Origin of the sequence: Mesorhizobium sp. C277A, from assembly GCF_040324395.1 — a bacterium.
Taxonomy (GTDB): domain Bacteria; phylum Pseudomonadota; class Alphaproteobacteria; order Rhizobiales; family Rhizobiaceae; genus Mesorhizobium.
The window spans coordinates 1,984,185-2,006,642 of the sequence record NZ_JAMYVW010000002.1 but is presented as its reverse complement, the minus strand read 5'-3'; the positions used below and the strand labels follow the sequence as shown (position 1 = coordinate 2,006,642).

At 62.3% G+C, this 22,458-nt stretch carries 24 protein-coding genes; 17 read left to right on the top strand and 7 right to left on the bottom strand.

The genetic code is table 11. The features are described 5' to 3' along the window. Positions 1–177: 177 nt before the first annotated feature. The 7 genes from NKK52_RS10025 (at position 178) to NKK52_RS09995 (ending at position 5,429) form a co-directional block, all read left to right on the top strand. The gene (locus NKK52_RS10025; protein ID WP_023682491.1) at positions 178–963 is read left to right on the top strand and encodes an ABC transporter substrate-binding protein; all 786 of its coding nucleotides are present in this window, start codon (positions 178–180) and stop codon (positions 961–963) included. A 75-nt stretch (positions 964–1,038) separates the two neighbouring features. Next, complete coding sequence (locus NKK52_RS10020; protein ID WP_023682490.1) at positions 1,039–1,755, top strand: ABC transporter permease; 717 nt, start codon at positions 1,039–1,041, stop codon at positions 1,753–1,755. Continuing rightward, positions 1,752–2,582, top strand: a complete 831-nt coding sequence (locus tag NKK52_RS10015; protein WP_023696151.1) for an ABC transporter permease — start codon at positions 1,752–1,754, stop codon at positions 2,580–2,582. Before NKK52_RS10020 ends, NKK52_RS10015 begins: the two co-directional genes overlap by 4 nt. A gap of 103 nt (positions 2,583–2,685) precedes the next feature. Then, the gene (locus NKK52_RS10010) at positions 2,686–3,555 is read left to right on the top strand and encodes an NAD(P)-dependent oxidoreductase (protein ID WP_023682488.1); all 870 of its coding nucleotides are present in this window, start codon (positions 2,686–2,688) and stop codon (positions 3,553–3,555) included. A gap of 9 nt (positions 3,556–3,564) precedes the next feature. Next, entirely contained in the window at positions 3,565–4,269 is a 705-nt protein-coding gene (locus NKK52_RS10005) for a DNA alkylation repair protein (protein WP_023682487.1), read from the top strand. Beyond that, entirely contained in the window at positions 4,229–4,813 is a 585-nt protein-coding gene (locus NKK52_RS10000) for a GNAT family N-acetyltransferase (protein WP_023682486.1), read from the top strand. Before NKK52_RS10005 ends, NKK52_RS10000 begins: the two co-directional genes overlap by 41 nt. 46 nt (positions 4,814–4,859) lie before the next feature. Then, entirely contained in the window at positions 4,860–5,429 is a 570-nt protein-coding gene (locus NKK52_RS09995) for a DUF3299 domain-containing protein (RefSeq protein ID WP_023682485.1), read from the top strand. A 48-nt stretch (positions 5,430–5,477) separates the two neighbouring features. Here the strand turns inward: NKK52_RS09995 and NKK52_RS09990 are convergent, their stop codons facing one another. The 4 genes from NKK52_RS09990 to NKK52_RS09975 form a co-directional block, all read right to left on the bottom strand. Beyond that, positions 5,478–5,969, bottom strand: coding sequence for an Lrp/AsnC family transcriptional regulator (locus NKK52_RS09990; RefSeq protein ID WP_023669013.1), 492 nt, complete (start codon positions 5,967–5,969; stop codon positions 5,478–5,480). A gap of 143 nt (positions 5,970–6,112) precedes the next feature. Beyond that, on the bottom strand, positions 6,113–6,730 hold the full coding sequence (locus NKK52_RS09985; RefSeq protein ID WP_023682484.1) for a uracil-DNA glycosylase family protein: 618 nt from the start codon (positions 6,728–6,730) through the stop codon (positions 6,113–6,115). Then, a complete protein-coding gene (locus NKK52_RS09980) occupies positions 6,730–7,341 on the bottom strand; it encodes a glutathione S-transferase (protein ID WP_023682483.1) in 612 nt (203 codons plus the stop codon). Before NKK52_RS09980 ends, NKK52_RS09985 begins: the two co-directional genes overlap by 1 nt. A gap of 39 nt (positions 7,342–7,380) precedes the next feature. Further along, positions 7,381–8,004 (bottom strand): thermonuclease family protein, encoded by a 624-nt coding sequence (locus NKK52_RS09975; RefSeq protein WP_023682482.1) that lies wholly within the window; start codon positions 8,002–8,004, stop codon positions 7,381–7,383. A 75-nt stretch (positions 8,005–8,079) separates the two neighbouring features. Between NKK52_RS09975 and NKK52_RS09970 the strand changes: the two genes are divergently transcribed. After that, positions 8,080–9,603 carry a sensor histidine kinase gene (locus NKK52_RS09970; protein ID WP_023682481.1) on the top strand — a complete coding sequence of 508 codons (1,524 nt, stop codon included), beginning with the start codon at positions 8,080–8,082 and terminating at the stop codon, positions 9,601–9,603. Positions 9,604–9,612: 9 nt separating this feature from the next. Here the strand turns inward: NKK52_RS09970 and NKK52_RS09965 are convergent, their stop codons facing one another. Beyond that, on the bottom strand, positions 9,613–10,611 hold the full coding sequence (locus NKK52_RS09965; RefSeq protein WP_023682480.1) for a nicotinate-nucleotide--dimethylbenzimidazole phosphoribosyltransferase: 999 nt from the start codon (positions 10,609–10,611) through the stop codon (positions 9,613–9,615). A 186-nt stretch (positions 10,612–10,797) separates the two neighbouring features. On the opposite strand from NKK52_RS09965, the gene NKK52_RS09960 reads away from it, so the two are divergent. Continuing rightward, entirely contained in the window at positions 10,798–11,031 is a 234-nt protein-coding gene (locus NKK52_RS09960) for a DUF1289 domain-containing protein (protein WP_023824914.1), read from the top strand. Positions 11,032–11,044: 13 nt separating this feature from the next. Beyond that, complete coding sequence (locus NKK52_RS09955) at positions 11,045–11,749, top strand: TIGR02281 family clan AA aspartic protease (protein ID WP_023682479.1); 705 nt, start codon at positions 11,045–11,047, stop codon at positions 11,747–11,749. 5 nt (positions 11,750–11,754) lie between these two features. Here NKK52_RS09955 and dusA read toward each other — a convergent pair whose 3' ends face one another. Continuing rightward, a complete protein-coding gene (gene dusA / locus NKK52_RS09950; protein WP_023682478.1) occupies positions 11,755–12,750 on the bottom strand; it encodes a tRNA dihydrouridine(20/20a) synthase DusA in 996 nt (331 codons plus the stop codon). 1,200 nt (positions 12,751–13,950) lie between these two features. On the opposite strand from dusA, the gene NKK52_RS09945 reads away from it, so the two are divergent. From NKK52_RS09945 to NKK52_RS09925, 5 genes are all read left to right on the top strand, one after another. Continuing rightward, complete coding sequence (locus tag NKK52_RS09945; protein WP_023672654.1) at positions 13,951–14,427, top strand: Hsp20 family protein; 477 nt, start codon at positions 13,951–13,953, stop codon at positions 14,425–14,427. A 74-nt stretch (positions 14,428–14,501) separates the two neighbouring features. Continuing rightward, entirely contained in the window at positions 14,502–15,011 is a 510-nt protein-coding gene (locus tag NKK52_RS09940) for an Hsp20/alpha crystallin family protein (protein WP_023682476.1), read from the top strand. A 202-nt stretch (positions 15,012–15,213) separates the two neighbouring features. Then, entirely contained in the window at positions 15,214–15,852 is a 639-nt protein-coding gene (locus tag NKK52_RS09935; RefSeq protein WP_348528162.1) for an NADH dehydrogenase ubiquinone Fe-S protein 4, read from the top strand. A gap of 204 nt (positions 15,853–16,056) precedes the next feature. Further along, the gene (locus NKK52_RS09930) at positions 16,057–16,554 is read left to right on the top strand and encodes a 2,4'-dihydroxyacetophenone dioxygenase family protein (RefSeq protein ID WP_031215426.1); all 498 of its coding nucleotides are present in this window, start codon (positions 16,057–16,059) and stop codon (positions 16,552–16,554) included. Between the two features lie 70 nt (positions 16,555–16,624). Continuing rightward, positions 16,625–17,362 (top strand): SDR family NAD(P)-dependent oxidoreductase, encoded by a 738-nt coding sequence (locus tag NKK52_RS09925; protein ID WP_245263062.1) that lies wholly within the window; start codon positions 16,625–16,627, stop codon positions 17,360–17,362. 1,355 nt (positions 17,363–18,717) lie between these two features. On the opposite strand, the gene NKK52_RS09920 is transcribed toward NKK52_RS09925, so the two are convergent. Beyond that, positions 18,718–19,749, bottom strand: a complete 1,032-nt coding sequence (locus tag NKK52_RS09920; protein ID WP_280940309.1) for a mandelate racemase/muconate lactonizing enzyme family protein — start codon at positions 19,747–19,749, stop codon at positions 18,718–18,720. A gap of 251 nt (positions 19,750–20,000) precedes the next feature. Between NKK52_RS09920 and NKK52_RS09915 the strand changes: the two genes are divergently transcribed. Together NKK52_RS09915 and NKK52_RS09910 are read left to right on the top strand one after the other, a co-directional pair. Beyond that, a complete protein-coding gene (locus NKK52_RS09915; RefSeq protein WP_023682469.1) occupies positions 20,001–20,750 on the top strand; it encodes an FCD domain-containing protein in 750 nt (249 codons plus the stop codon). Beyond that, positions 20,747–22,366, top strand: a complete 1,620-nt coding sequence (locus tag NKK52_RS09910) for a GMC family oxidoreductase (RefSeq protein ID WP_023682468.1) — start codon at positions 20,747–20,749, stop codon at positions 22,364–22,366. The genes NKK52_RS09915 and NKK52_RS09910 overlap by 4 nt, the downstream gene beginning before the upstream one ends. The last annotated feature ends 92 nt before the right edge of the window (positions 22,367–22,458 follow it).

Sequence of the window (22,458 nt, the reverse complement as noted above, 5' to 3'; positions counted from 1 at the left end):
GCGACATGCATTAACCCGGCGTCGGCATTGGCTGGACCCGCAAATCCCGCAAGCAACGGTTTTACAGTTGCTTTTCTCCCGAAAACAGTGGGAGTATCGCGCCAGCGGGCGGTCAAAAGCACCGCCCCACAGAGCCGTTCCGGAACGACGGCCGGGAGCCATAAAGAGAGGACTATCATGCGTATTGCACTGCGTATCGCGCTCGCCGCATCGGCTGCGCTGCTGACGCTCGGCGTCGCCCAGGCTCAGGAAACGACCCTGAGAATCGGCACCGAAGGCGCGTACCCCCCATTCAACAACCTGACCTCCGACGGCCAGCTCGTGGGCTTCGACATCGACATCGCCAAGGCGCTCTGCGACGAGATGAAGGTCAAGTGCACCTTCGTCGCCCAGGATTGGGACGGCATCATTCCGGCCCTGCAGGCCGGCAAGTTCGACGCCATCGTCGCCTCGATGTCGATCACGCCGGAGCGCGCCGAGAAGGTCGACTTCACCCACAAATACTACAACACGCCGTCGGCGATCGCGGTACCCAAGGATTCGACCCTCAAGGGCGTGACCAAGGAAGACCTGGCCGGCAAGACCATCGGCGTCGCAACCACCACGACGCATTTCAATTATGCCTCGAAAACCTATACGGACAGCACGGTCAAGGGCTATCCGAGCAGCCCCGAAGAGCAGGCCGATCTCGCCAATGGCCGTCTCGACGCGATCGAGGACGATATCGTCGTGTTGCAACAGTTCCTGGATTCGCCTGATGGCGCCTGCTGCAAGATTCTCGGCCAGCCTTCGCCGCAGCCGGTCGATATCTTTGGACCGGGCGCCGGCATCGCCGTGCGCAAGGGCGAGACGGATCTGGTCAACAAGTTGAACAGCGCCATCGACGCAATCCGCGCCAACGGAAAGTACAAGGCAATCAACGACAAGTACTTCAAGTTCGACGTCTTCGGCGCCGAGTCCTGATCGTCTGAAACAAGGCGGCAGGGGAAGTTTCCTGCTGCCGCCTTGGCCTGACAGAAGTGGAGACAAGACCCGTCAATGCCAAGCCAGAACATATGGATACTTCTCACTTGGGGACCCGATGGCTGGATTGACGATATTGCCTATGGCGCACTGGTCACGATTGCGCTCGCGCTGGCGACACTGCCGATCGGCCTGACGATCGGCTTTTTCGTCGCCTGGGCAAAACAATCCGAAGAGCCGTCGCTTCGCGTGGCTGCCAACATCTACACCACGGTGTTTCGCGGACTGCCGGAACTGGTGACGCTTTTCCTGTTCTTCTTCGGCATGCCGATCCTCTTGCAGTATGTCATCCGTCTGTTCAGGCCGGAAGCGACGGTCGATGTCGACAGCTTCCTCGCCGGCATGATCGTGCTGTCGCTGATCTTTTCGTCGTATTCCAGCGAAGTCTTCCTGTCGGGCTTTCGCGCCATTCCGAAGGGCCAGTACGAGGGCGGCTATGCGATCGGGCTGTCGAAATGGCAGACGATGCGCAAGGTGATCCTGCCGCAGCTGCTGCGCATCGCCTTCCCCGGCCTTGAGAATTGCTGGCTGAGCCTGCTCAAGGACACGGCCCTGGTGTCGGTCGTCAACCTGGCTGAAACCTTGCGCAACGCCGGCGTGGCGGCCCGTGTCACCAAACATTCCTTCCTGTTCTACAGTGTCGCGGCGATGGTGTTTCTCATCCTTGCCATCCTGTCGTCGATCGCCACCGGCTTCATCCTGCGTTCGCTCGGGCGGAGGGAGGCACGATGAGCGTCGTGACGCGCGCCGCCGTCGACATCGAGAAGCCACCACCACGGGCGCGGGGCTGGCCGCGGGCCCGTGTCGTCGGCTATGCACTGGTCGGCTTCTGGATCCTGTTCGGCATCGGCATCGCCGTCTATCTGGTTTACGCCTGGAATGGCGAGTTCTTCGCCAGATACGCGCCTGCCTATCTGCAGGGCTTGGGAACCACGCTTGCGTTGGTGGCCATCTCGATGGTGCTCGGCGCGCTCTTTTCGCTGCCCGTCACCTATGCCCGCATGTCAACGAACCGCTATTTGTCTGTCCTGGCCTATTGCTACGTCTATTTCTTCCGCGGCACGCCACTGCTCGTCCAGGTCTATCTCGTCTATTACGGCCTGGGCTCATTCCGGGTGCAGCTCGAATCCGTCGGACTGTGGTGGTTCTTCCGCGACGCCTTCAATTGCGGTGTGTTCGCCTTCGCGCTCAACACCGCCGCCTACCAGGCCGAAATCCTGCGCGGCGCCATAGAAAGTGTTCCGAGGGGCCAATGGGAGGGCGCTGCTTCGCTCGGCCTGCACAAATTGCAGACGCTGCGCAAGGTCGTCCTGCCGCAGGCCTTTATCGTCGCGCTCCGGCCCTACGGCAATGAACTCGTCTTGATGATCAAGGCTTCCGCCATCGTTGCCATCATCACCGTCTATGATTTGATGGGCAACGCGAAGCTGGCCTACGCCAAGTCCTTCGACTTCCAGGCCTATGTCTGGGTCGCCATCGTCTATCTGGTGATGGTCGAGATCCTGCGCCACGGCGTCGAATGGATCGAGCGACGGATCACCATTCATCTGATCCGCTGAGCGGTCGGCTGTACCAGTCGATCGGCTCATGCGCGTCTTGACGAATGGCGCGTAGAGCCTAGAGCTTTCCAAGACAATTCCGTTCCGTCTGAAGGGCAAACTCATGGCATCTGTGGCATTTCTCGGTCTTGGCGTGATGGGCTATCCCATGGCCGGGCACCTCAGGAACAAAGGCGGCCACGACGTCACCGTCTACAACCGCACCGCGGCGAAAGCCGAGCAATGGGTTGCCCAGCATGGCGGCAAGTCTGCCGCGACGCCGGCGGAGGCCGCAGAGGGCCAGGACTTCGTCTTCTCCTGCGTCGGCAATGACGACGATCTGCGCTCGGTGACGACCGGGGCCCATGGCGCCTTCGCCGCGATGAAAAAAGGCTCCGTCTTCATCGACAACACCACGGCTTCGGCCGAAGTGGCGCGCGAACTGGCCGACGCCGCCGAAAAGGCCGGTTTTTCCTTCCTCGACGCCCCGGTTTCCGGCGGCCAGGCGGGCGCCGAGAACGGCGTGCTGACGGTGATGGTCGGCGGCGAGCAGGCTGCCTTCGACAAGGCCAGGCCGGTCATCGACGCCTTCGCCCGCATGGTCGGGCTGATGGGTCCGTCGGGCGCCGGCCAGCTCACGAAAATGATCAATCAGATTACCATTGCCGGGCTGGTTCAGGGACTGGCCGAAGGCATCCATTTCGGCAAAAAGGCCGGGCTCGACATCGAGAAGGTCATCGAGGTGATTTCCAAGGGCGCTGCCGGGTCCTGGCAGATGGAGAACCGCCACAAGACGATGAATGCCGGTAAATATGATTTCGGCTTTGCCGTCGACTGGATGCGCAAGGATCTCGGCATCTGCCTCGATGAAGCCGACCGCAATGGCGCGAGACTGCCGGTGACCGCCCTTGTCGACCAGTTCTACAAGGATGTGCAGGCGATGGGCGGCAAGCGCTGGGACACCTCGTCCCTGCTGGCGCGCCTGGAAAAATAGGCGTTCGCAATGGCCGAGCTTTCGCCCCAATCGAGCGCCGATGAGATCGTCGCCCATTTGCGCTCGATCGGCTCGGAGGACAATCGCCGCGGTATGCTGCGCTACGGCATCAAGATCGAGCGCGCGCTCGGCATCTCGCATGGCATGCAGCGGCAGATCGCCAAAAAGATCAAGCGCAACCACGAGCGTGCTTTCGAGCTTTGGCAGACCGGCATCATGGAGGCGCAGTTCATCGCTTCCGTCACGGCCGACCCGAAGCGCTTCTCAGCCGCGGATGCACGACAATGGGCCGCGTCCTTCGATTCCTGGGATATCGTCGACGGCGTCTCCGATCTCTTCGTCGACACGGACGCCTGGAAGGAGCTGATCGAAGAGTTCGCGGCGGACGAGCGCGAGTTCGTTCGACGCACGGCCTTTGCCATGATGGCGTGGTCCGTCGTGCACCGGAAGCAGGAGCCGGTGGCGACTTTCCTCGGCTTCCTGCCGATCATCGAAGGGCATGCCGCCGACAGCCGCAATTTCGTGAAGAAGGCGGCAAACTGGGCGCTTCGTTCGATCGGCAAGCGATCGTTGGAGATGCACGGTGCTGCCCTTGCCGTGGCCGAACGGCTGGCCCAGTCGACCGACAAGACGGCTCGCTGGATTGGCAAGGACGCCGTACGGGAACTCACCAATGCCAAGATCATCGAGCGGATCGCCGCCAGAAAAGGCTGACCTGGCCAACGTCCGGTTCACCGAGGTGACGCGGCAGACGCGCGCCGATTTCGAAGGCCTCTTCGAAGCGCAAGGCGGTCCGAAGTATTGCTGGTGCATGGTCTGGCGGCCCCTGCCCGGCCGCCGCGAGCATGTTCAGCACGCCGAGTTGAAACGGGCCATGATGGCGCTTGTCGAGGCCGGCACGCCGGTCGGAATCTTGGCCCAGATTGACGGCAAGACCGTCGGCTGGTGCTCGGTCGCGCCGCGCCAGACATATCGGAAGCTGACGTCGCAACAGGACGATGACGAGACCGGCATCTGGTCGATCGTCTGCTTCTATGTGCCAAGGGCGCTGCGCGGCGGCGGGCTGGCGGCAGCGCTGCTTGACGCTGCCATAGATCACGCCTTTGCCAAGGGCGCCGGCGTGATCGAGGCCTACCCGGTCGGCGAGGCATCGCCGAGCTACCGTTTCATGGGGTTTCGCGACATGTTCATCGCTCGCGGGTTCCATGAGGTCGGCATGGCCGGCTCTCGCAGACATGTGATGCGGCTCGAGCGTTGACGCGATCGGCCGCGGCGTCTTTACTCCTGCACAAAGGAAGCGGCCGATGAGCAGTCCTCTCAAATCGACCTTGGCGCTTGCAGCCGCGTTGTTGGTGTTCACCGCTACCAACGCCTCAGGCCAAACCGCGCGCATCTTCTGGAAAGATCTGCGTCCTGCGACGCAGGCGGTGGCCGAAGATGCCGGTCTGCCGATGATTGCGGCAAAACTGCCCGATCGTGGCGAGACATTGTCGCTCAACCTGCAAGACAAGATAGTACAATTAGCCGGCTACGCATTGCCGGTCGACCGTGATGGCGATCTCGTCTACCAATTCCTGCTGGTGCCGTGGACAGGCGCTTGCAGCCACATGCCGACGCCGCCGCCCAACCAGATCGTGCTGGTGACGCCGGCCCGTCCCTACAAGATGTCGCAGTCCTATGAGTCGGTTGCCGTGACCGGCGCTTTGCGGCCCGGCTTGGAGAAGAGCCAGTTGTTCATTCTCGACGGCGTCAGCATCATCCAGTCCGGCTACACCGTACGCAAAGCCGATGTGGTGGCAGTCGACACGGTGCCGGACACGATCACGCTGCCGGTCAACTCGCCCTGGAGTTTCCTCAACAAAAAGAAGAACTAAACGGCGCCTGCTTGTGCAGCGTCACCGCCCAGTCACGGACAACCGCGCTCAGGCCGCGTTGGCGCCGGATTCCTTGTCCAGCAGCATGTAGTCGAGCGGCATTTCGGTCGTGTACTTGATCTGCTCCATGGCGAAGGACGACGATACGTCGCGGATCTCGATCTTGGCGATCAGCCGCTTGTAGAAGGCGTCATAGGCGGCGATATCGGGCACCACGACGCGCAAGAGATAATCGACGTCGCCGCTCATGCGGTAGAATTCGACCACCTCGGGAAATTCCTGGATGACTTCCGAGAAACGCCGCAGCCATTCATGGCTGTGCGAATTGGTGCGGATCGACACGAAGACGGTGACGCGCACATTGACCTTTTCGTGGTCGAGAATGGCGACGCGCCGCTTGATGACTCCCTCTTCCTCCAGCTTCTGGATGCGGCGCCAGCACGGCGTCGTCGACAGGCCGACTTTCTTGGCGACATCGGCAACCGCGAGCGTCGCGTCCTCCTGCAGGAGGCGGAGAATTTTTCTGTCGAGGCGATCCATTGAGGTGCTCCTGGTGCAGGCCGCGTTCCCTCGAGCGCGACGCGCTTTGGGAATAGATTGGCTATACTCCCTCTTATTTCGACCTTTCACAAGAAAGAAATTCTGCCGGATGGCACAAAAGCGAGTGATATCTTGCTTAAAGTCTAATCTATGCGATAGCGGATTTCCGATCTCAGAAACGGCAGCAAATCCATTTCAAACCATGGATTCTGCTTCAGCCATCCTGAGTTGCGCCATGACGGGTGTGGCAGCGGCAGCACTTTCAGGCTGGCCGGCGCATCCCAGATGGTGCGCCAGTCCTTCACGGTTTCGGTCAGCGACGGCCGGCGCGTGGCGCCCATATGCCAGGATTGCGCGTAGGAGCCGATTGTCAAAACGAGGTCGATCTGCGGCATCAGCGCCATCAGCGGCGCGCGCCAGGCCAGCGCGCATTCTCGGCGCGGCGGCAGGTCGCCGCCCTTGGCGTCCTGGCCGGGGAAGCAGAACCCCATTGGCACGATGGCGAATTTATCCGTGTCGTAGAATTCCTCGCTTGTCACGCCCAGCCAGCTTCGCAAGCGGTCGCCGGAGGCGTCGGTGAACGGCATGCCCGACAAATGCACCTTTGTGCCTGGCGCCTGGCCGGCGAGCAGGATGCGGGCGCTGGATGATGGCAGCAGCACCGGGCGCGGCTCGTGCGGCAGTGGCCTGCCGACCGGAGTGTCGACGCAGATGCGGCAGGCGCGGACCTTTGCCGTCAAGCGTTCGAGTTCCGCCTCCATCAGGCGGAAGCGCTCGGACGGCTGGAGACGGCGCTGTACCAGCGCAGCACGTTGGTGCACTCGTCCGGCACTTTGATGCGCGCCGGTTTCATGAAATCCATGGCGATCATGCCGGTGATATCGGCGATCGAATAGGCGTCGCCGGCGGCGAATTCGCGGTTTGCCAGTTCGGGCTCGAGCAGTTTCAGGAATTCAACCGCTTTCGCCTTGTTGGCCTCGCCCCATTCGGGGATCTGCGGAATTTCCCATTCCTTCATCGCCGGATGGATGTGGCGAAAAGCCTGGGCGACGCAGCTGAGCAGATTGAACTCCATGCGCCTTTGCCACATCTCGACCTTGGCCTTGCCGAGCGCGCCTTGCCCGAACAGCGCCGGTTCGGGATGCAGTTCCTCGAAATAGCGGCAGATGGCGACGGATTCGGTGAGGATGGTACCGTCGTCGAGCTCGAGCACCGGCAGCCGCTGCAGCGGGTTGCGCGACCTGACCGGCTCCTGCTTGTGCCCCATCGCACCCATGTCGACCGGCACCAGCGGCACTGCGATGCCCTTTTCGGCGAGGAAAACCCGCACGCGCCGCGGATTGGGGGCGCGGCCGCCGTCGAACAGTTTCATGCTTATCCTCCCGATCTGGTCCTTCAACTATAGTGCTCGTCACCAGAAGCGAAACATCTCTCGCAAGGCGTCACCGACCGAAGCCAGGGTGCCGTGCTTTCTTTCGAGCGGGCCGCCGTGGTGGCTTTCGCGCCAGTCTTGCGGCTGATCGAACGTGCCGGCCCAGATGCCAACCTTGCCGGCGCGGGCAATGGCCTGCTCGGTGTCGAAATCGCCATAGGCAATTGCCCAGCCGGCCTCAACCTGGGCCCGGTTGAGATCCTTTCCACCGGCCTTGCAATCGCCGAGCAGGCGGCCGTAGCGGTCGCGCTGCCAGCCGCTGCAGGTCACCGGATTGCCTGATATCAGCCGCACCAGCGCCTGGCGCGCCAGCCTGCCGCAAGCATAGTCCGCGCCATCCCTACGGCAGATCTGCTGGTATTCCGGAGCGTCGATGCCGCGCATGCGGATACGTTCGGTGCCAAGAGTGAGTGAATCGCCATCGTTGACGATCGCCGCCCCTTGCGCCTTGCGCGTCTCGAAACGGTCGAGGCGTGCGGCGAGCAGGATCAGCAGGCCGAGCAGAATGACCGTCAGCGCGTAGTCCAGCAGCTTGCGCCACAGGCTTCGCGGCGGCGGCGGATAGTATCGCCGGCGCGGCCTTGGCGACCACGAACGGCTCATATGGCAAACAGTCTCTTAATCATTCGAACGTAGCTTAACGAATTGAGATCGCTGCGCGCATAAATCGAAGTTTCCATGCCTCTGCTACGCTCGAACACAGCGGATAAATTCATTGTGGACCGCCGGAAACCGCACCGCAACAGCGATGTGGCGCGCGCGGTGCGCAAGACGCGCGACCGTCTTTCGCAGCAGGTCGGCAATCTCGACTTCGACCGCGAGCTGCTGAAGCTGCACGCCGGGACCATGGTGGGCGGCGCAGCCGTCATCCCACTGCTGGTGTTGGCGGTCGCGGCGGCCGGGCTGCTGGCCGGTGTGGACAAACAGATCAGCGTCTGGGCGCTGTTCACCCTGATCTGCTATTCGATCGTCGCCTTCATGGCGCGGCGCGTCGGCCGCACCGAAGCTGCCGAGCTCAACCCTGTTCGCACCCGCAGGGATTTTCTGATCGGCCATTCGCTGTGCGGCCTCGGCTGGGCGTGGTTCGCCTGGCTCGGCTGCGCCACCTGCCAGATCGACCAGTTCCAGGTGGCCAAGGCGGTGGTGCTGCTGCTGGCCATGGCGACCACCGCTATCATGGCGTCGTCCTTGCGCGGCTCGCTGCTTGCCACCTTCGTCGTTCCGGTGGCGGTCTATGCCTATGCCGAAACGAAATTTTGGGTGCCGGTCGGGACGATCATGGTCGCCCTGCTGGTCGCGGCATTGCCGTTCTTTGCCTATATCGCGCGCCATCTCAACCGCTCGTCGCTGATACTTCTGTCCTTCCGCTCCGAAAAGGACGCGCTGCTAGCAGAGGTGGAGACAGCGAAATCGATGTCGGACGAAGCTCGTCGGCGGGCCGAAGACGCCAATCTGGCGAAGTCGCGCTTCCTTGCTTCGATGAGCCATGAGCTGAGGACGCCCCTCAACGCCATTCTCGGGTTTTCCGAGGTGATGGCCAATGAAGTGCTCGGGCCGATGAGCAATCCGACCTATCGCGACTACGCCCGCGACGTGCACGATTCCGGCCAGCATCTGCTCGACCTGATCAACGAAATCCTTGATCTGTCGCGCATCGAGGCCGGCCGCTATCAGCTCAACGAAGAGCCGGTGATGCTGCTCAACATCGCCGAAGATTGCTGCCACATGATGGAATTGAAGGCGCGCAACAAGGACATCCGCATCGTCCAGGATTTCGAAAGTGCCCTGCCGCGGCTGTTCGCCGACGAGCGCGCGGTGCGGCAGATCACGCTCAACCTCCTGTCCAACGCCATCAAATTCACCGCCACCGGCGGCGAAGTTCGCGTGCGCGTCGGCTGGACGGCGGGCGGCGGCCAGTACATTTCGGTCAAGGACAATGGGCCGGGCATACCGGAAGACGAAATCCCGATCGTGCTGTCCGCCTTCGGCCAGGGCTCGATCGCCATCAAGAGCGCCGAACAGGGCACCGGGCTCGGACTGCCGATCGTGCAGGGCCTGCTCGCCATGCATGGCGGCGAATTCGAACTTCAGTCGAAATTGCGCGAAGGCACCGAGGCAATCGCCATCTTCCCGCTCGCCCGAGTGATGGAGGAACTGCCGGCGCTGCCGACAAAGGCGGTCGCGGCGGCTCGCCGACGCTGACAGCTTGTTCTAGGCTTTGACCGCCGCCGCCATGCCCGAACTGGTAAGCGCCGCCGCCTTGACCAGACCGGCGGCAAGGGCGGCCCCTGCCCCTTCGCCGTGGCTGATGCCGAGATCGAACAGCGGCCTGAGGCCGAGCCGCTCAGCGGCAAGCCTTTGGCCGGGCTCCGGCGACAGACTGGCCAGCAGGCAATGATCGAGCGCACCTGGGTTGGCGGCATGCAGCACGGCAGCGGCGGCGGTCGCGGCGAAGCCATCGAGCAGCACCGGGATTTTTTGCATCCGGGCGGCGAGGATGGCGCCGGCAATCGCCGCAAACTCGCGGCCACCGACCCGGCGCAGTGCTTCCAACGGGTCCTTAAGAGCCGCACCATGGAAGGCGACGGCTTTATCGATTACATTAGCCTTGCGCGCCTGCATGGCCGCGTCCGCACCGGAGCCGGGGCCGACCCAGTCGGCGCCGCTGCCACCGAACAGGGCGGCGCACAAGGCCGCCGCAACGGTTGAGTTGCCGACGCCGAGATCGCCGAGGCAAATCAGATCGGCGCCACCGGCGATGGCTTCCATGCCGAAGGCCATGGTGGCGGCGCAGCCGCGTTCGTCGAGGGCGGCGTCCTCGGTGATGTCGGCGGTCGCAATGTGCAGCGCCAGATCGAACACCTTGAGGCCAAGATTGTTGGCGACGCAGATCTGGTTGATTGCCGCACCGCCGGCGGCGCACAGCTCAACGGCGTTTGCGGTCGCAGCGACAGGGCGCGGCGAGATGCCGTGGCGGGTCACGCCATGGTTACCGGCGAAGATCGCCACCAGGGGCCGGTTCACCGCCGGCGGGGCGCGCCCGCTCCAGACAGCAAGCCAGGCGGCGATGTCCTCGATACGTCCAAGCGAGGCTTTCGGCTTGTCGGCCTTGGAAAACAGGGTGCGCACCCTGTTTTCCGCGACTGTATCGGCAGGCGGCAGGCTCGCCAGCAGATTGCGAAAGTCGTCGAAGGGCAGCGCGCTGGTCATGTCGGTCCTGATCATCCCTGGGATTGATCAGCGGCATAACCGCCTTGCCCGGCCGGCACAACTCCCCTCGATATTGGCGCGAAAGCGGTTGCCCGCGCCGCATTCCGAAGGGCTTGCATTGGCTTTGCCGTTGCACCATGTGGAGATGAAACGAGGGATTCCGGAAGGAACCTTCAAGAGAAAGTCATGACGGCCATCGAATCCCCGTGCATCCTGGTCTGTTCGATCGACATGAAAACCGGCTTCTGCTTCGGCTGTGGCCGCACGCGCGATGAAATCGGCGCCTGGATGGGGATGACGCCGGAGGTACGCCGCAGCGTCATGGCCGAGTTGCCGGCCCGATTGGAAACGGTCGAGCGCCGGCCGCGCCGGGAAACACGCCGCAGCCGCATGGCGCGCGAGCGCGACGTCCTCTCTTGAAACGGCAGGTCCAATGAACCGACTGTTCTGGATCGTGATGGCGGCAATCGGCCTCGGGCTGGTGCTGCTGATGATCAACAACGACGCCGGCAGCACGTTCGGCATCGAGAATTACGATTTCAGCCGTCTGGTCTGGCTGGGGGCGATCGGCTTGCTGGTCAGCGCCGGCCTTGTCCGGTCCGGCAGGCCGCTGGGCGTCATGGCCCGCAGTCTCGGCACGTGGGCCGTGATCGTGTTGGCGCTCGTCGCCGGCTACCAGTACCGCTACGAGTTGCAGGATTTCGCCAGCCGGGTGACGGCGGGCCTCGTTCCCGGCAGCCCGCTGGCGCTCGGCGTCGAGGACGGCCATGCCACCGTGACCCTGGACAAGGCCGACAGCGGCCATTTCGAGGCCCGCATCACGATCAACGGCGCACCGATCCGCACCGTCGTCGATACCGGCGCGACCAGTACAGTGCTCACCGCCGAAGACGCGCAGGCCGCCGGCTTCAATCCGGCCGCGCTGAGCTTCACCGTCCCGGTCTCGACCGCCAATGGCATGGCGCGCGCCGCTTCGGTGCGCACCGACGAACTGGCGATCGGCGGCATCGTGCGCAAGAACATGCAGGTCATGGTCGCCGCGCCCGGCGCGCTCAGCCAGAGCCTGCTCGGCATGAATTTCATCGGTTCGCTGTCGGGTTTCGACGTGCGCGGCAACCGGATGATTCTGCGCGACTGAACTGCTTAAGCGGCCTTTTCAACACGGTCGAAATCGACGGCAGCGAACGCTGCCTTCAGCACATCCGGTCCGGCGCCGGGTTTCGTCGCGTCGGTGGACAGTATCTGCCGGAAGCGGCGCGCGCCCGGCAGGCCGTGGAACAGCCCGACCATGTGGCGAGTGACGTGGCCGAGCCGCCCGCCCTGCTCGATATGCCGCGCCGCATAGTCGGCCATCGTGTGGATCAGCGCGGCAAAATCGTAGGCGCCGGCCTTGCCGCCGTAGAATGCCGCGTCGACGCCGGCCAGGATGCCTGGCGTGTGGTAGGCGGCGCGGCCAAGCATGGCGCCATCGACATGATCGAGGTGGCGAGCCGCCTCTTCGAGCGATTGAACGCCGCCATTGATGCCGATGAATTTGTTCGATTTTCCCGCCTTGAGGCGATAGACCCTGTCATAGTCGAGCGGCGGGATGTCGCGATTTTCCTTCGGGCTCAGACCCTCCAGCCAGGCCTTGCGCGCATGCACCCACAGCGCGTCGGCGCCGGCCGCGAAGACGCCGTCGGCCAGCGCGTCGAGCGCGGGCTCCGGATTCTGCTCGTCGACGCCGATGCGGCATTTGACCGTCACCGGGATTGTCACCGCCGCCTTCATCGCCGCCACACAATCGGCGACGAGGTCAGGCACTTTCATCAGGCAGGCGCCGAACGTGCCGGACTGGACGCGGTCGGACGGACAGCCGACATTGAGATTGATCTCGTCGTAACCGAAGCCCTCGCCGATGCGCGCCGCCTCGGCCAGCTTTTGCGGATCGGAGCCGCCGAGCTGCAGTGCCACCGGATGTTCGGTCTCGTCAAAACCAAGCAGCCGCTCGCGCGCACCATGGATGACAGCGTCCGCCACCACCATTTCGGTGTAGAGCAGCGCACGCCGCGTCAGCTGGCGGTGGAAGAACCGGCAATGCCGGTCGGTCCAGTCCATCATCGGGGCCACGGCCAGTTTATGCTCTTGGTATTTCAGCATCTGTTTAGCATCAGAACCTTAGAACCTACCGCACACGCTGCGTCAGCGAGACCTTCCTGCAACGCGAGGATGCGCGGCGCCGGGGCACCGACACCAAGTCGGTCGCAGTGAGACGCCGACAAGCCCTGTTAGCGCGCCTGAAGCCTTCGGCGAACTCATCGACCTCCATATCGACGACATGTGCGATGTAGGCAAGTCCCCTCGCCGCTCCAAGGCCGCAGCCCTCGCTATGCTCCGAACATCTGGGGAAGTGCAGCATCGCCACCCTCGATCGCGAACGGCTCGTTCGCTTTGGTCGTGATCGAGCCGCCCAGGGTGCCGGACCGATCACTCTCGGTATCGACATCACCTGGGGAAGTCGTTGAGCGTCGTTTGATCCTGGATGATCTGCCTGGTCGTGATCGCGACAGCCGCTGGCAGTCTCTGACACACGATTGCGCTGAAGTCGTTCGGAATTTCCTGTGCGATGGCCGGAACAAGGCGGCCGGTCGAGAGCATCAGGGCTCAGTGATCAAGCCAATGCACAAGGTCCTGGAGAGGGTAAGACATGACTGTTTCTCCTGCCGGATTCGGCCTTCGAGTTCCCATTCGTCGATCGGATTTAAGGGCGACGTAGTTGTTCTTGCACCATGGACCCGTCGGCGAGTGACCCCGCCGGCGGAAGGGGTGGCATTGGTGCGTCGCCCGACGTCAGAATTGAGATTCTCGCCGATTGTTTGACCGGCCCGATAAAATGGTTCCAAGGCGTTGACGACGGCAATGTAGCCCGTGCCGAGCCATTGAAACTTGCTTGAGACGTTCCAAAATTTCGCCGGCGGGAATGGCGAGAGCCGCCAGACTCAAACACGCATGAGATTGTCTGAAGCGGAGGACCATCCATGGAAGGACCCATTTCGAGCTATTTTGCATCGATTGAACCCGTGGGGCCCTGACGTTTTCTGGACCGCTTGCTGCATCCGGCGCGGCATTTCAAACATCCCCACGACGTTTTGGCCGATGTTGCCGAAAGAATGGCGCGCTTCTCCTGATCGTCCAGGGCCCAGATTGCCGATGAAAATTTTCCTATTCTTGCTCTTGAAGGTGCAAGTCGCGATTCTAAATTGATGGTCGCCGGCCGCCCAATGGGGCCGGCAACACCAGGAGGCGGCAAGGCTCTTGGGTGCCTTCTGTTGTCCATGTTGCTCAAAGGAGGATGTGGCTATGAAGACAAACCTCGATTTTACCCCTCTATACCGGTCCAGCATCGGCTTCGACCGCATGGTCGACATGCTTGAAAGTGCGAGCCGTGTGGCCTCGTTCGACAACTGGCCGCCCTACGATATCGCCAAGGTTGATGATGATCAGTATCGCATAACGATGGCGGTCGCCGGTTTCCCGCAGGACCAGTTGACCGTCACCCACCAGCCCAACATGCTGGTTCTGAGCGGGTCGCAATCCGGCGATGAGAACGGCCAGTATCTCTACCGCGGCATCAACGGGCGCGCTTTCGAGCGTCGGTTCGAACTGGCCGATCATGTCAAAGTCGAGGGCGCCAGCCTTGAGAACGGGCTGCTGAGCATCGATCTCAAGCGCGAGGTTCCCGAGGAGATGAAACCGCGCAAGATCGAAATCTCCAGCGGGGCTCCCATGCCGAAGATCGAGGCTCCCAAGATCGAGACCGACAAGCTGGCCGCCTGAGCAATCCACTATGAAGGCTTTCGCTTGAGCCGGGCGTCCCGTCCGGCTCAGAGACCTACGAAAGGAGAAAGACAATGAGCGTACGTGACTTGATCCCCTGGGGCCGGGGCAACGGAAACTCGGCGCCCAGTCTCTTCCCCGACGGAGATCGAGACCCCTTCGTCTCCCTCCACCGGGAGGTAAACCGGCTGTTCGATGACGCCTTCCGCAGCTTTGGCGCCAGACTGCCGGCCTTCGGTCCCTCTTTCGCCGCCAGTTGGCCGAGTGTCGAAATCTCCGACACGGACAAGGAAGTCCGCGTCACGGCGGAAATACCTGGCCTGGACGAGAGCGACATAGAAGTCCTGCTGGAAAATGGGGCGCTCAAGCTTAAAGGCGAGAAGCGTTCCGAGACCGAGGACAAGGACCGGCAGTTCTCCGAGCGCTTCTACGGTCGCTTCGAGCGCCTCATTCCGCTCGGCTACGAGGTCGAAGAAGACAAGGTCAACGCCACCTTCAAGAACGGGGTGCTGACCGTGACGTTGCCCAAGACCGAGCGGGCGCAGGCGAAGGCCAAGCGGATCGCAATCAACGGGAAGAACTGACGGATGCAGTATGGGTGGCGGCCCTTACGGCCGCTGCCCGTGCGACCCTTCATAACGGGAGGGACAGGCAATGGAGACAGTTCAAAGCAGCGACAACATCAGGAACCCAACCAAGACGTCCGTCCGGCCGGACAATGACAATCGGCCTCGTCTAGACGGGCCGGCTTTGTCAATGGGACGGTCAGTGTTTCCGGAGGGCGCAGTGGCGCGGATCTACCAGCCCTGCCGCTCGGCCATGACCTCGGCAAAGCCCCACAGGGACTGGCGATTGGTCTTCGAACGCCGCACAGCCCCGTTCATCGAGCCGCTGATGGGCTATACCGGTGGCCGGGACACCCTGACCCAGGTTGAACTGAACTTTCCGACGCTGGAAGCGGCGATCCGTTATGCCGAGCGTCAAGGCCTCAATTACGTGGTGCAGGCGGCACCTCCTGCTTCCCCGGCCAAGATCAGGAGACAACATGTATCGGAGGAAAAACAGGCCTTTTCCGACCTGGTTTGGCAGCGGCTGCAGTTGGCTTGGCTCCAGGCAAGTCACGGCTATGGCGCCGGTGCACAGACAGCGCACATACAGACGGCGCTTTCGGAGCCCGAGACATTCTACGCCTCTCCGATGGAGGTCGTGGACGACCCGGTGCTCGCACCCGACGAGAAACGCGCCGTGCTCAAGAACTGGGCCTGGAACGAGTATCTGATCGACCTGGCCACAGCCGAAGGCATGCCGGAAAATGCACGCCCGTCGCGATTGGACGAGGTCGAACTCGCCTTGCTGGCCTTGGAAGTCCGAAACCGGGGCTTCCAGACCAGGACCAGCCCGGTGCACTCCCGGATAGCCGCATGATAAGGCAAGAAGGAACCCACGGATCGTCTTCGACCCCCAACGGACCATCCTGAACCTCTTCCCGCTTGCGGTCGCGGCAGCGGGCGGGCGAGCGCCGACAACTTTCCCAATGCGTGGGCGCCCGATTGCGCCTCGGCAGAACTCGGCCGAGTTGTTAGGATCGCGCTGATATGGACGCTCCAATGAATGGCGACAGAGGTTCCTATGTATCAATCCTTCAACGGCTCCGCCCATCCCCTGGCACCGAAAGAGATCGCGATCGCTGCCGTCCCCGAAGACGAGCGTGTCTGGGTCCCACAGGCGGAGGGCGTGTGGTTCCGACCACTTATGCTCAACACAATGCAGGGGCAGTGGTGCAATCTGCTCCGCGTACGCCGGGCCGGGATATTAAGCCGTCATCTGCATCCGGCCCCCGTGCATGGATATGTGATCAAGGGGCGTTGGCACTATCTTGAACACGACTGGGTGGCAGAGACCGGATCTTACGTTTTCGAGCCGCCCGGTGAAATCCACACGCTCACGGTTCCAAGCGACGTGCCCGAGATGATCACCTTCTTCAACATCTCCGGCTGCATGGTTTACCTGGACAAGGATAACAAGCAGATTGGTTTCGAGGACGTTTTCACCAAGATCGACATGTGCAGAAGCCACTATGCGAGCGTGGGTCTCGGGGACGATTTCGTCGATCAATTCGTGCGGTAGACATCCGCCCGTTTGTCTTCCGCTGCGGTAAGTTCGCGCTCCGCCACAGAGGCGAAACGAGGAGATCTTGGTGACCGATTCCATATGGGCGATGCCCTTCTTCGCGGGCAAGACCGTCGTCATTACCGGAGGCACGACAGGCATCGGAAACGGCATCGCCATGGCGTTCGCCGGGGCCGGGGCAATCGTCCACGCGACGGGGGCCACGGCCGCCGAGGTAGCGGCCGCTCGTGCATGCGGCACCCCCGTCTTGTATTCAGTACTCGACGTCCGGGACATGACTGCGGTCGAAGGATATTCCAGTCAGTTCACATCCGTTGCAGCGCTCGTAAATTGCGCAGGGGTAAACCTGCGCGCCGCCGAATTCACTGTCCAGGGTTTCGAAACGGTGGTCGATATCAATCTCACCGGCTCCATGCGGAGTGCGAGCGCGTTCCGAGGGGCACTCTCGAACGGGGGCGCCATCGTCAACATCGCCTCGATGTTCGCGTTTTTCGGCGCGGCTCATGCGCCGGCTTACGCCGCATCCAAGGGCGCCATCGTGCAACTTACCAAGTCGCTCGCCATCGCCTATGCCGGGGATGGCATCCGCGTAAACGCATTGGCGCCTGGCTGGATCGAGACCGCCATGACCGCCGCGCCACGGGCCGATCCAGCTCGCAACGCGGAATTGATGAAACGCACTCCGATGGGTCGCTGGGGTACGCCGGGCGACCTGACCGGCCCCGCCTTGTTCTTGTGTTCGCCGCTCGCGGGATTCATCACTGGGGCAATTTTGCCGGTTGACGGTGGCTATCTCATTGCGTGAGGCGTTGGCTATGCTGCGCGACCGATCTCCAAGCCTGTGTCGTCGAGATCAAGATCGAACGCGACCAATCGACCATGCCTGACCGCAATTGCCGCCACCAACTCCGCAAGCTCGCCATCCGTATGCTCGCAAAAAGCTGCCTGTTTCCTGACAATCGTGACCGCATCCCGGGTCGATACGACAGAGAACGGCCTCCGGGATCTCACGAATGATTCCGCAACCTCCGCGACGGATGAAGCTCGGTCAAAATTATCTTGCATACTTGCACCTCTGTACGACGCTAGCCCAAGCTCGGCCCGCGCAAATTGTTCCCATTGGCCTAATGCAGCCTGGTTGGCGTCCGGCTTGGGCTCCTTTGTGAGCGAAGGCCGGGAGCAACGCGACATGGCCGTCGCCGTCTGCCTTAGACAGTCGGCTGGACGCATTCGTCTCCGAATGCGGACACGGGGCCGGACGCCTAAAAACGAGGAGGATCAGATGTGTCCAAGCCGCTCGCCAAAGTTTCCGATCCTGGGACCACCGCAGTTCGGCGCAACAAGTCGCCGGGAGATCTGCTTGCTCGCGTTGATTGCGGTCGACTGACTCCTGGCTCATTCGCCGCCTCGCCGGCTGGCTCCGGTCGGCCGGCCTCGTCCGTCTTCGTCATCGCTGGCCGGCGGACGATCCAATCCACCAAACCGGCTTCGGTCTCCTCGCAGGCCACGAATTCGCGCACCAGACTTCGCGCCAGCTCGCGCCATTGACACTCGGGCACGTTCATCTCCGCGATCAGATCTCGGCATGCAGCGCGTATGATGTCGGCATCGAAGGCTGACACGGCGACAGGACCACGGTCTGTATTCTTTGCTCGAGGAGTGTCGTCGCCCTGACGTTCGCGAAAGCGCCTCAGCACCTCGCGCGATGCGGCGATCGCTTGTCGGGTTTGACTCATAGCCTCGTAAAATCCAACTTCGCGGACCGGTGAGCGGTGCCGCCATAGAATGAAGTCCTCCATAACCGCATGCGCAGTGTCCGTACGCGTTGCAACCATCGCCGCCTCCCTGCAGGCGCACCCAATGCTTGCAACTTCTGCCGGTGTTCGGGCGGCCGCCTGCATTTGTCGTGTCGCTGCTATGATCGCGTGAGTTAAAGCCGGTGAAGCGTCGCTGCAATTACAAATGTAAGTGTGGCATCCGATAAGAGGTATGCCCGCTGGCTGCGGCGGCGGCGAGTTCGTTCTTCAGACGGTCGAAGTCTTCCTCGGCGAAGCGCTCTCCGCGTTGCCGGAACGAGGAAGCAGGATCTGGACAAAATGCATGCGGCCGCCTCCAAGACTTCTAAACGGCAGCGACAGGCACCATGTTCCATGCAAGGCGCTATTGGCGAAAATCCGCCAATTTCTGCCAGTCGAAGACAACGCCCACTCCAGGCTCGTCGGGGGCTATCGCCAAACCATCCCGAAGCCTAAGCGGCTCAGTGGTATAATGGTCAACATCAAAACTATGCGCCTCCACCCAGCCGGCATTTGTCTGACCTGCAACGAGGCTGACATGAAGTTCCTGCATCCCGTGACTGCAGACCGGAATGCCAGCCTTGCGTGAGAGCGCTGCCACGCGCAGCCAGCCCGTGACCCCGCCGCAGTTGGAGGCGTCGGGTTGGATGTAGCTGAGATTCGACCAAGCGAAGGCATGCTCGAACTCCTCGATGACATGCAGGTTTTCTCCCATTGCCAAGGGCATTCCGGTCGCCTTGGCAATGCTGGCGTAACCCTCATAGTCGTCGGGTATGATGGGCTCCTCGAACCACAGCAGATCGTAGGCGGCGAATGCTCTCGCTGCCTCGATCGCTCGCGGGACGTCGAGCGCGTAGTTCGCGTCAACCATAAAGGTGACATGAGGTCCTATGCGCTCGCGAACTGCCTTCACCCGGGCCACATCCTCGGCCAGGTCGTCCTTGCCGACCTTGATCTTCACCCCGGTGAAGCCGGCATTGAGATAGGAACCGATGCTGGCCAAAAGCTGATCGAGGGTAAAGTTTAGGTCGATGCCGCCGCGATAGGCCTTGGCGCTCTTCCCGGCCCCGCCCGCCATCTGCCAAAGCGGCAGGCCGCTACGCCGGCCCTTGAGGTCCCACAACGCGATGTCGATCGCCGATATCGCGAAAGAAGCGATGCCGCCGCGCCCAACATAGTGGATGTGCCAGAGCATGCCGTCGTAAATCGTGTCGATCTGCGTCGTGTCGCGAGCCTTGAGGAACGGCGCGAGGTCGTGATCGATCATTGCCTTGATCGCATAGCCGCCCCTGCCGCCGGTGTAGGTGTAGCCTGTGCCCTCGGTGCCGTCGGCAAGCCTCAGCGTGACGGTGACCAGCTCGAAATGCGTGTGCGCGCCGTGCTTGGCATCGGTCATCACCTCACGCAGTGGGACCCGGAACAGCCGGGTCTCGACTTCCTTGATTTCGGTGCGGCTCATGCTGCGCTCCATTCAGGTTTTTTCATCGGACCATAATTGCACCGGCAGCGCTGACTGGCAACAATGTGGCTGATCTTTCAGCGATTCTGAAGCCAATCAGTCATTTTTGGTCCTACAAAAGCATCAATCCGCTTGTGCTTTGGTCCGATTTACCTTCTAATAACAGGACCATCTGGGAGGAAAAAGGCTTGCTGGATACGGAAGAGCGTCCTGAGATGCCCGCGGCTATTCTCGCCGCCCGCGCGGCCGACGCGATGGTGGCCGGCATAGAGGCCGACATCACATCCGGAAGGCTTGGCGACGGCAGCTACCTGCCGGCCGAGCGCGAACTGATGATCGAGTATGGTGTGGGCCGGGGCGTTGTGCGTGAGGCGATTGCGCGCCTGGCCAGCCGCGGCCTGGTGGAAGCGCGTCCGCGGTTCCGGCCCGTGGCGCGCCGGCCTGGCCTGGATGCCGCGCTCGGCGCCCTCGACGGCATTGTAGGACATCTGCTGAGCGACCAGGCGGGCGTGAAGAACCTCTACGACATGCGCGTCTTCCTCGAGGCGTCGCTGGCGCGCAACGCCGCCATCCATGCCCGCAAGGATGACGTCACAGCCCTGAGGGCGGCGCTGGCGATGAACGAGGCGGCCATCCCGGATTCCGAGAAATTCTATGCGACGGACGTGGCGTTCCACGCAGCGCTCTATGACATCGCGCGCAACCCGGTGCTGCCTGTCGTGCACAAGGCATTTACCGCCTGGCTGTCGCCGCATTGGATGCGCATGCCACGGTCGCCCGAGCGCAACCGCGTGAATTTCCTCAGCCATCGTGAAATCTGCACGGCCATCATTGAGCGAGATCCTGACGGCGCCGAGCGGGCGCTGCTCAACCACCTCTCGGCGGCCTGGGAGTATGTCCGCGGAACATTCGAAAGCCGTGAGGCGCCGGAAGCATGACGCAGTCCTACGACCATATCGTGGTGGGCGGCGGAGCAGCCGGCTGCGTCGCGGCGGCAAGGCTTGTCAAAGCGGGACGGCGAACTCTGCTGCTGGAGGCCGGCCATTCCCATCATCACCCCTTGCTCGACATGCCGCCCGGCATCTTCAAGATGATCAACGGCTCGAAATTCATGCGCTATCACCGCACCGAGCCGCAGGCCCATCTCGACGGCCGCGTCCATGAAATCTCGCAAGGCAACGTGCTGGGCGGCGGCACCTCGGTCAACGCCCAGGTCTACATGCGAGGCCGCTCGGCCGATTATGAGGAATGGGACGAGCTGCTGCGCGGCAACAATGCCGGCGTACGCTGGAACTGGCAGGCGGTGCTGCCGCATTTCACCGGCATGGAGGGAAACAACCGCCTCGGCGGCGAACTGCATGGCAGCGAAGGTCCGCTGCTGGTCTCGGATCCAGGCCACATCGATGATGTTTCCCGTTGGTTCGTCCAGGCCGTCCAAGGCCTTGGATTGCCGTACAACCATGACTTCAACGGACCGTCGCAGCGCGGGGTCGGCTTCTACCAGTTCATGAACCGGCGGGGAAAGCGAAGCAGCGCCGCCTATGCCTTCATCGAGCCGCTGACGAATGATCCCAAGCTGACGCTGAAACTCAATTGCACAGTCAGCCGGCTGCTGATCGAAAAAGGTCGGGTCACCGGCGTCGTCTACTCGGATGCGTCGGGCGCCGAGCATACCGTCCATGCGGATGCCGACGTGATCGTCTCGTCCGGTGCCCTCGTCTCGCCGAAACTGCTCATGCTGTCCGGCATCGGCCCCGCCGAGGCGCTTGCCGGGCACGGCATTTCCTGCGTCGCCGACCTGCCCGGGGTCGGCGAAAACCTGATCGACCATCCGGAGGTGCCGATCATCGCCACCGCAAACGGCCCATACGGCTATTTCAGGCAGGGCCAAGGCTGGAGGATGATCAGGAACGGCCTGCATTTCAAGCTCTTCGGCACCGGCACGATCCTGTCAGCGGGGGTGGAGGCCGGAGCCTTCGTCAATCCGGCCGATCCCGAGGGCGAACCGACGATCCAGGCCTTCTGCGTGCCGCACGTCTATCTGGACCGCGATATCCTGACCTTGGTCGAGAACACCTATGGGCTTACCGTGACGACAGTGGTGGTGAAGCCAAAGTCGCGCGGTTTCGTAAGGCTGCGTTCGGCGGATCCGAAGGACATGCCGATCGTTTCGCCGAACCTCCTTAAACATCCCGACGACATGAGGGAAATGATCTGCGGCCAGCGTTATTTCCTGCAGGCTTTTCAGACCAAGCCGCTCGCCGATCGGGTCAAGGCCATTGCCGTGCCAAGCCAGGATGATCTCAGCGACGAAGCCATGACAAAGCATTGCAAGCGCTTTGTGAAGACCAACTACCATCCGGCCGGGACATGCCGGATGGGCTCGGACAGCGACCGGATGGCGGTGCTGGACGCGGCGCTGCGCGTGCGCGGAATAGACAATCTGCGGGTTGCCGACATGTCGGCCTGCCCCAACATCAATGCCGGCAATACGGCGGCGCCCGCCATGATGCTGGGCGACCGCTGCGCCGACTTCATTTTGAAGGCGGCATAGAGCCTGATCCAGCTTGCCAACGGCGTCATCGCCAAAGCCGTCAAGGCCGATATCGTGAGGAAATTACACAGTCGCTGAAAGCGACAATAAAG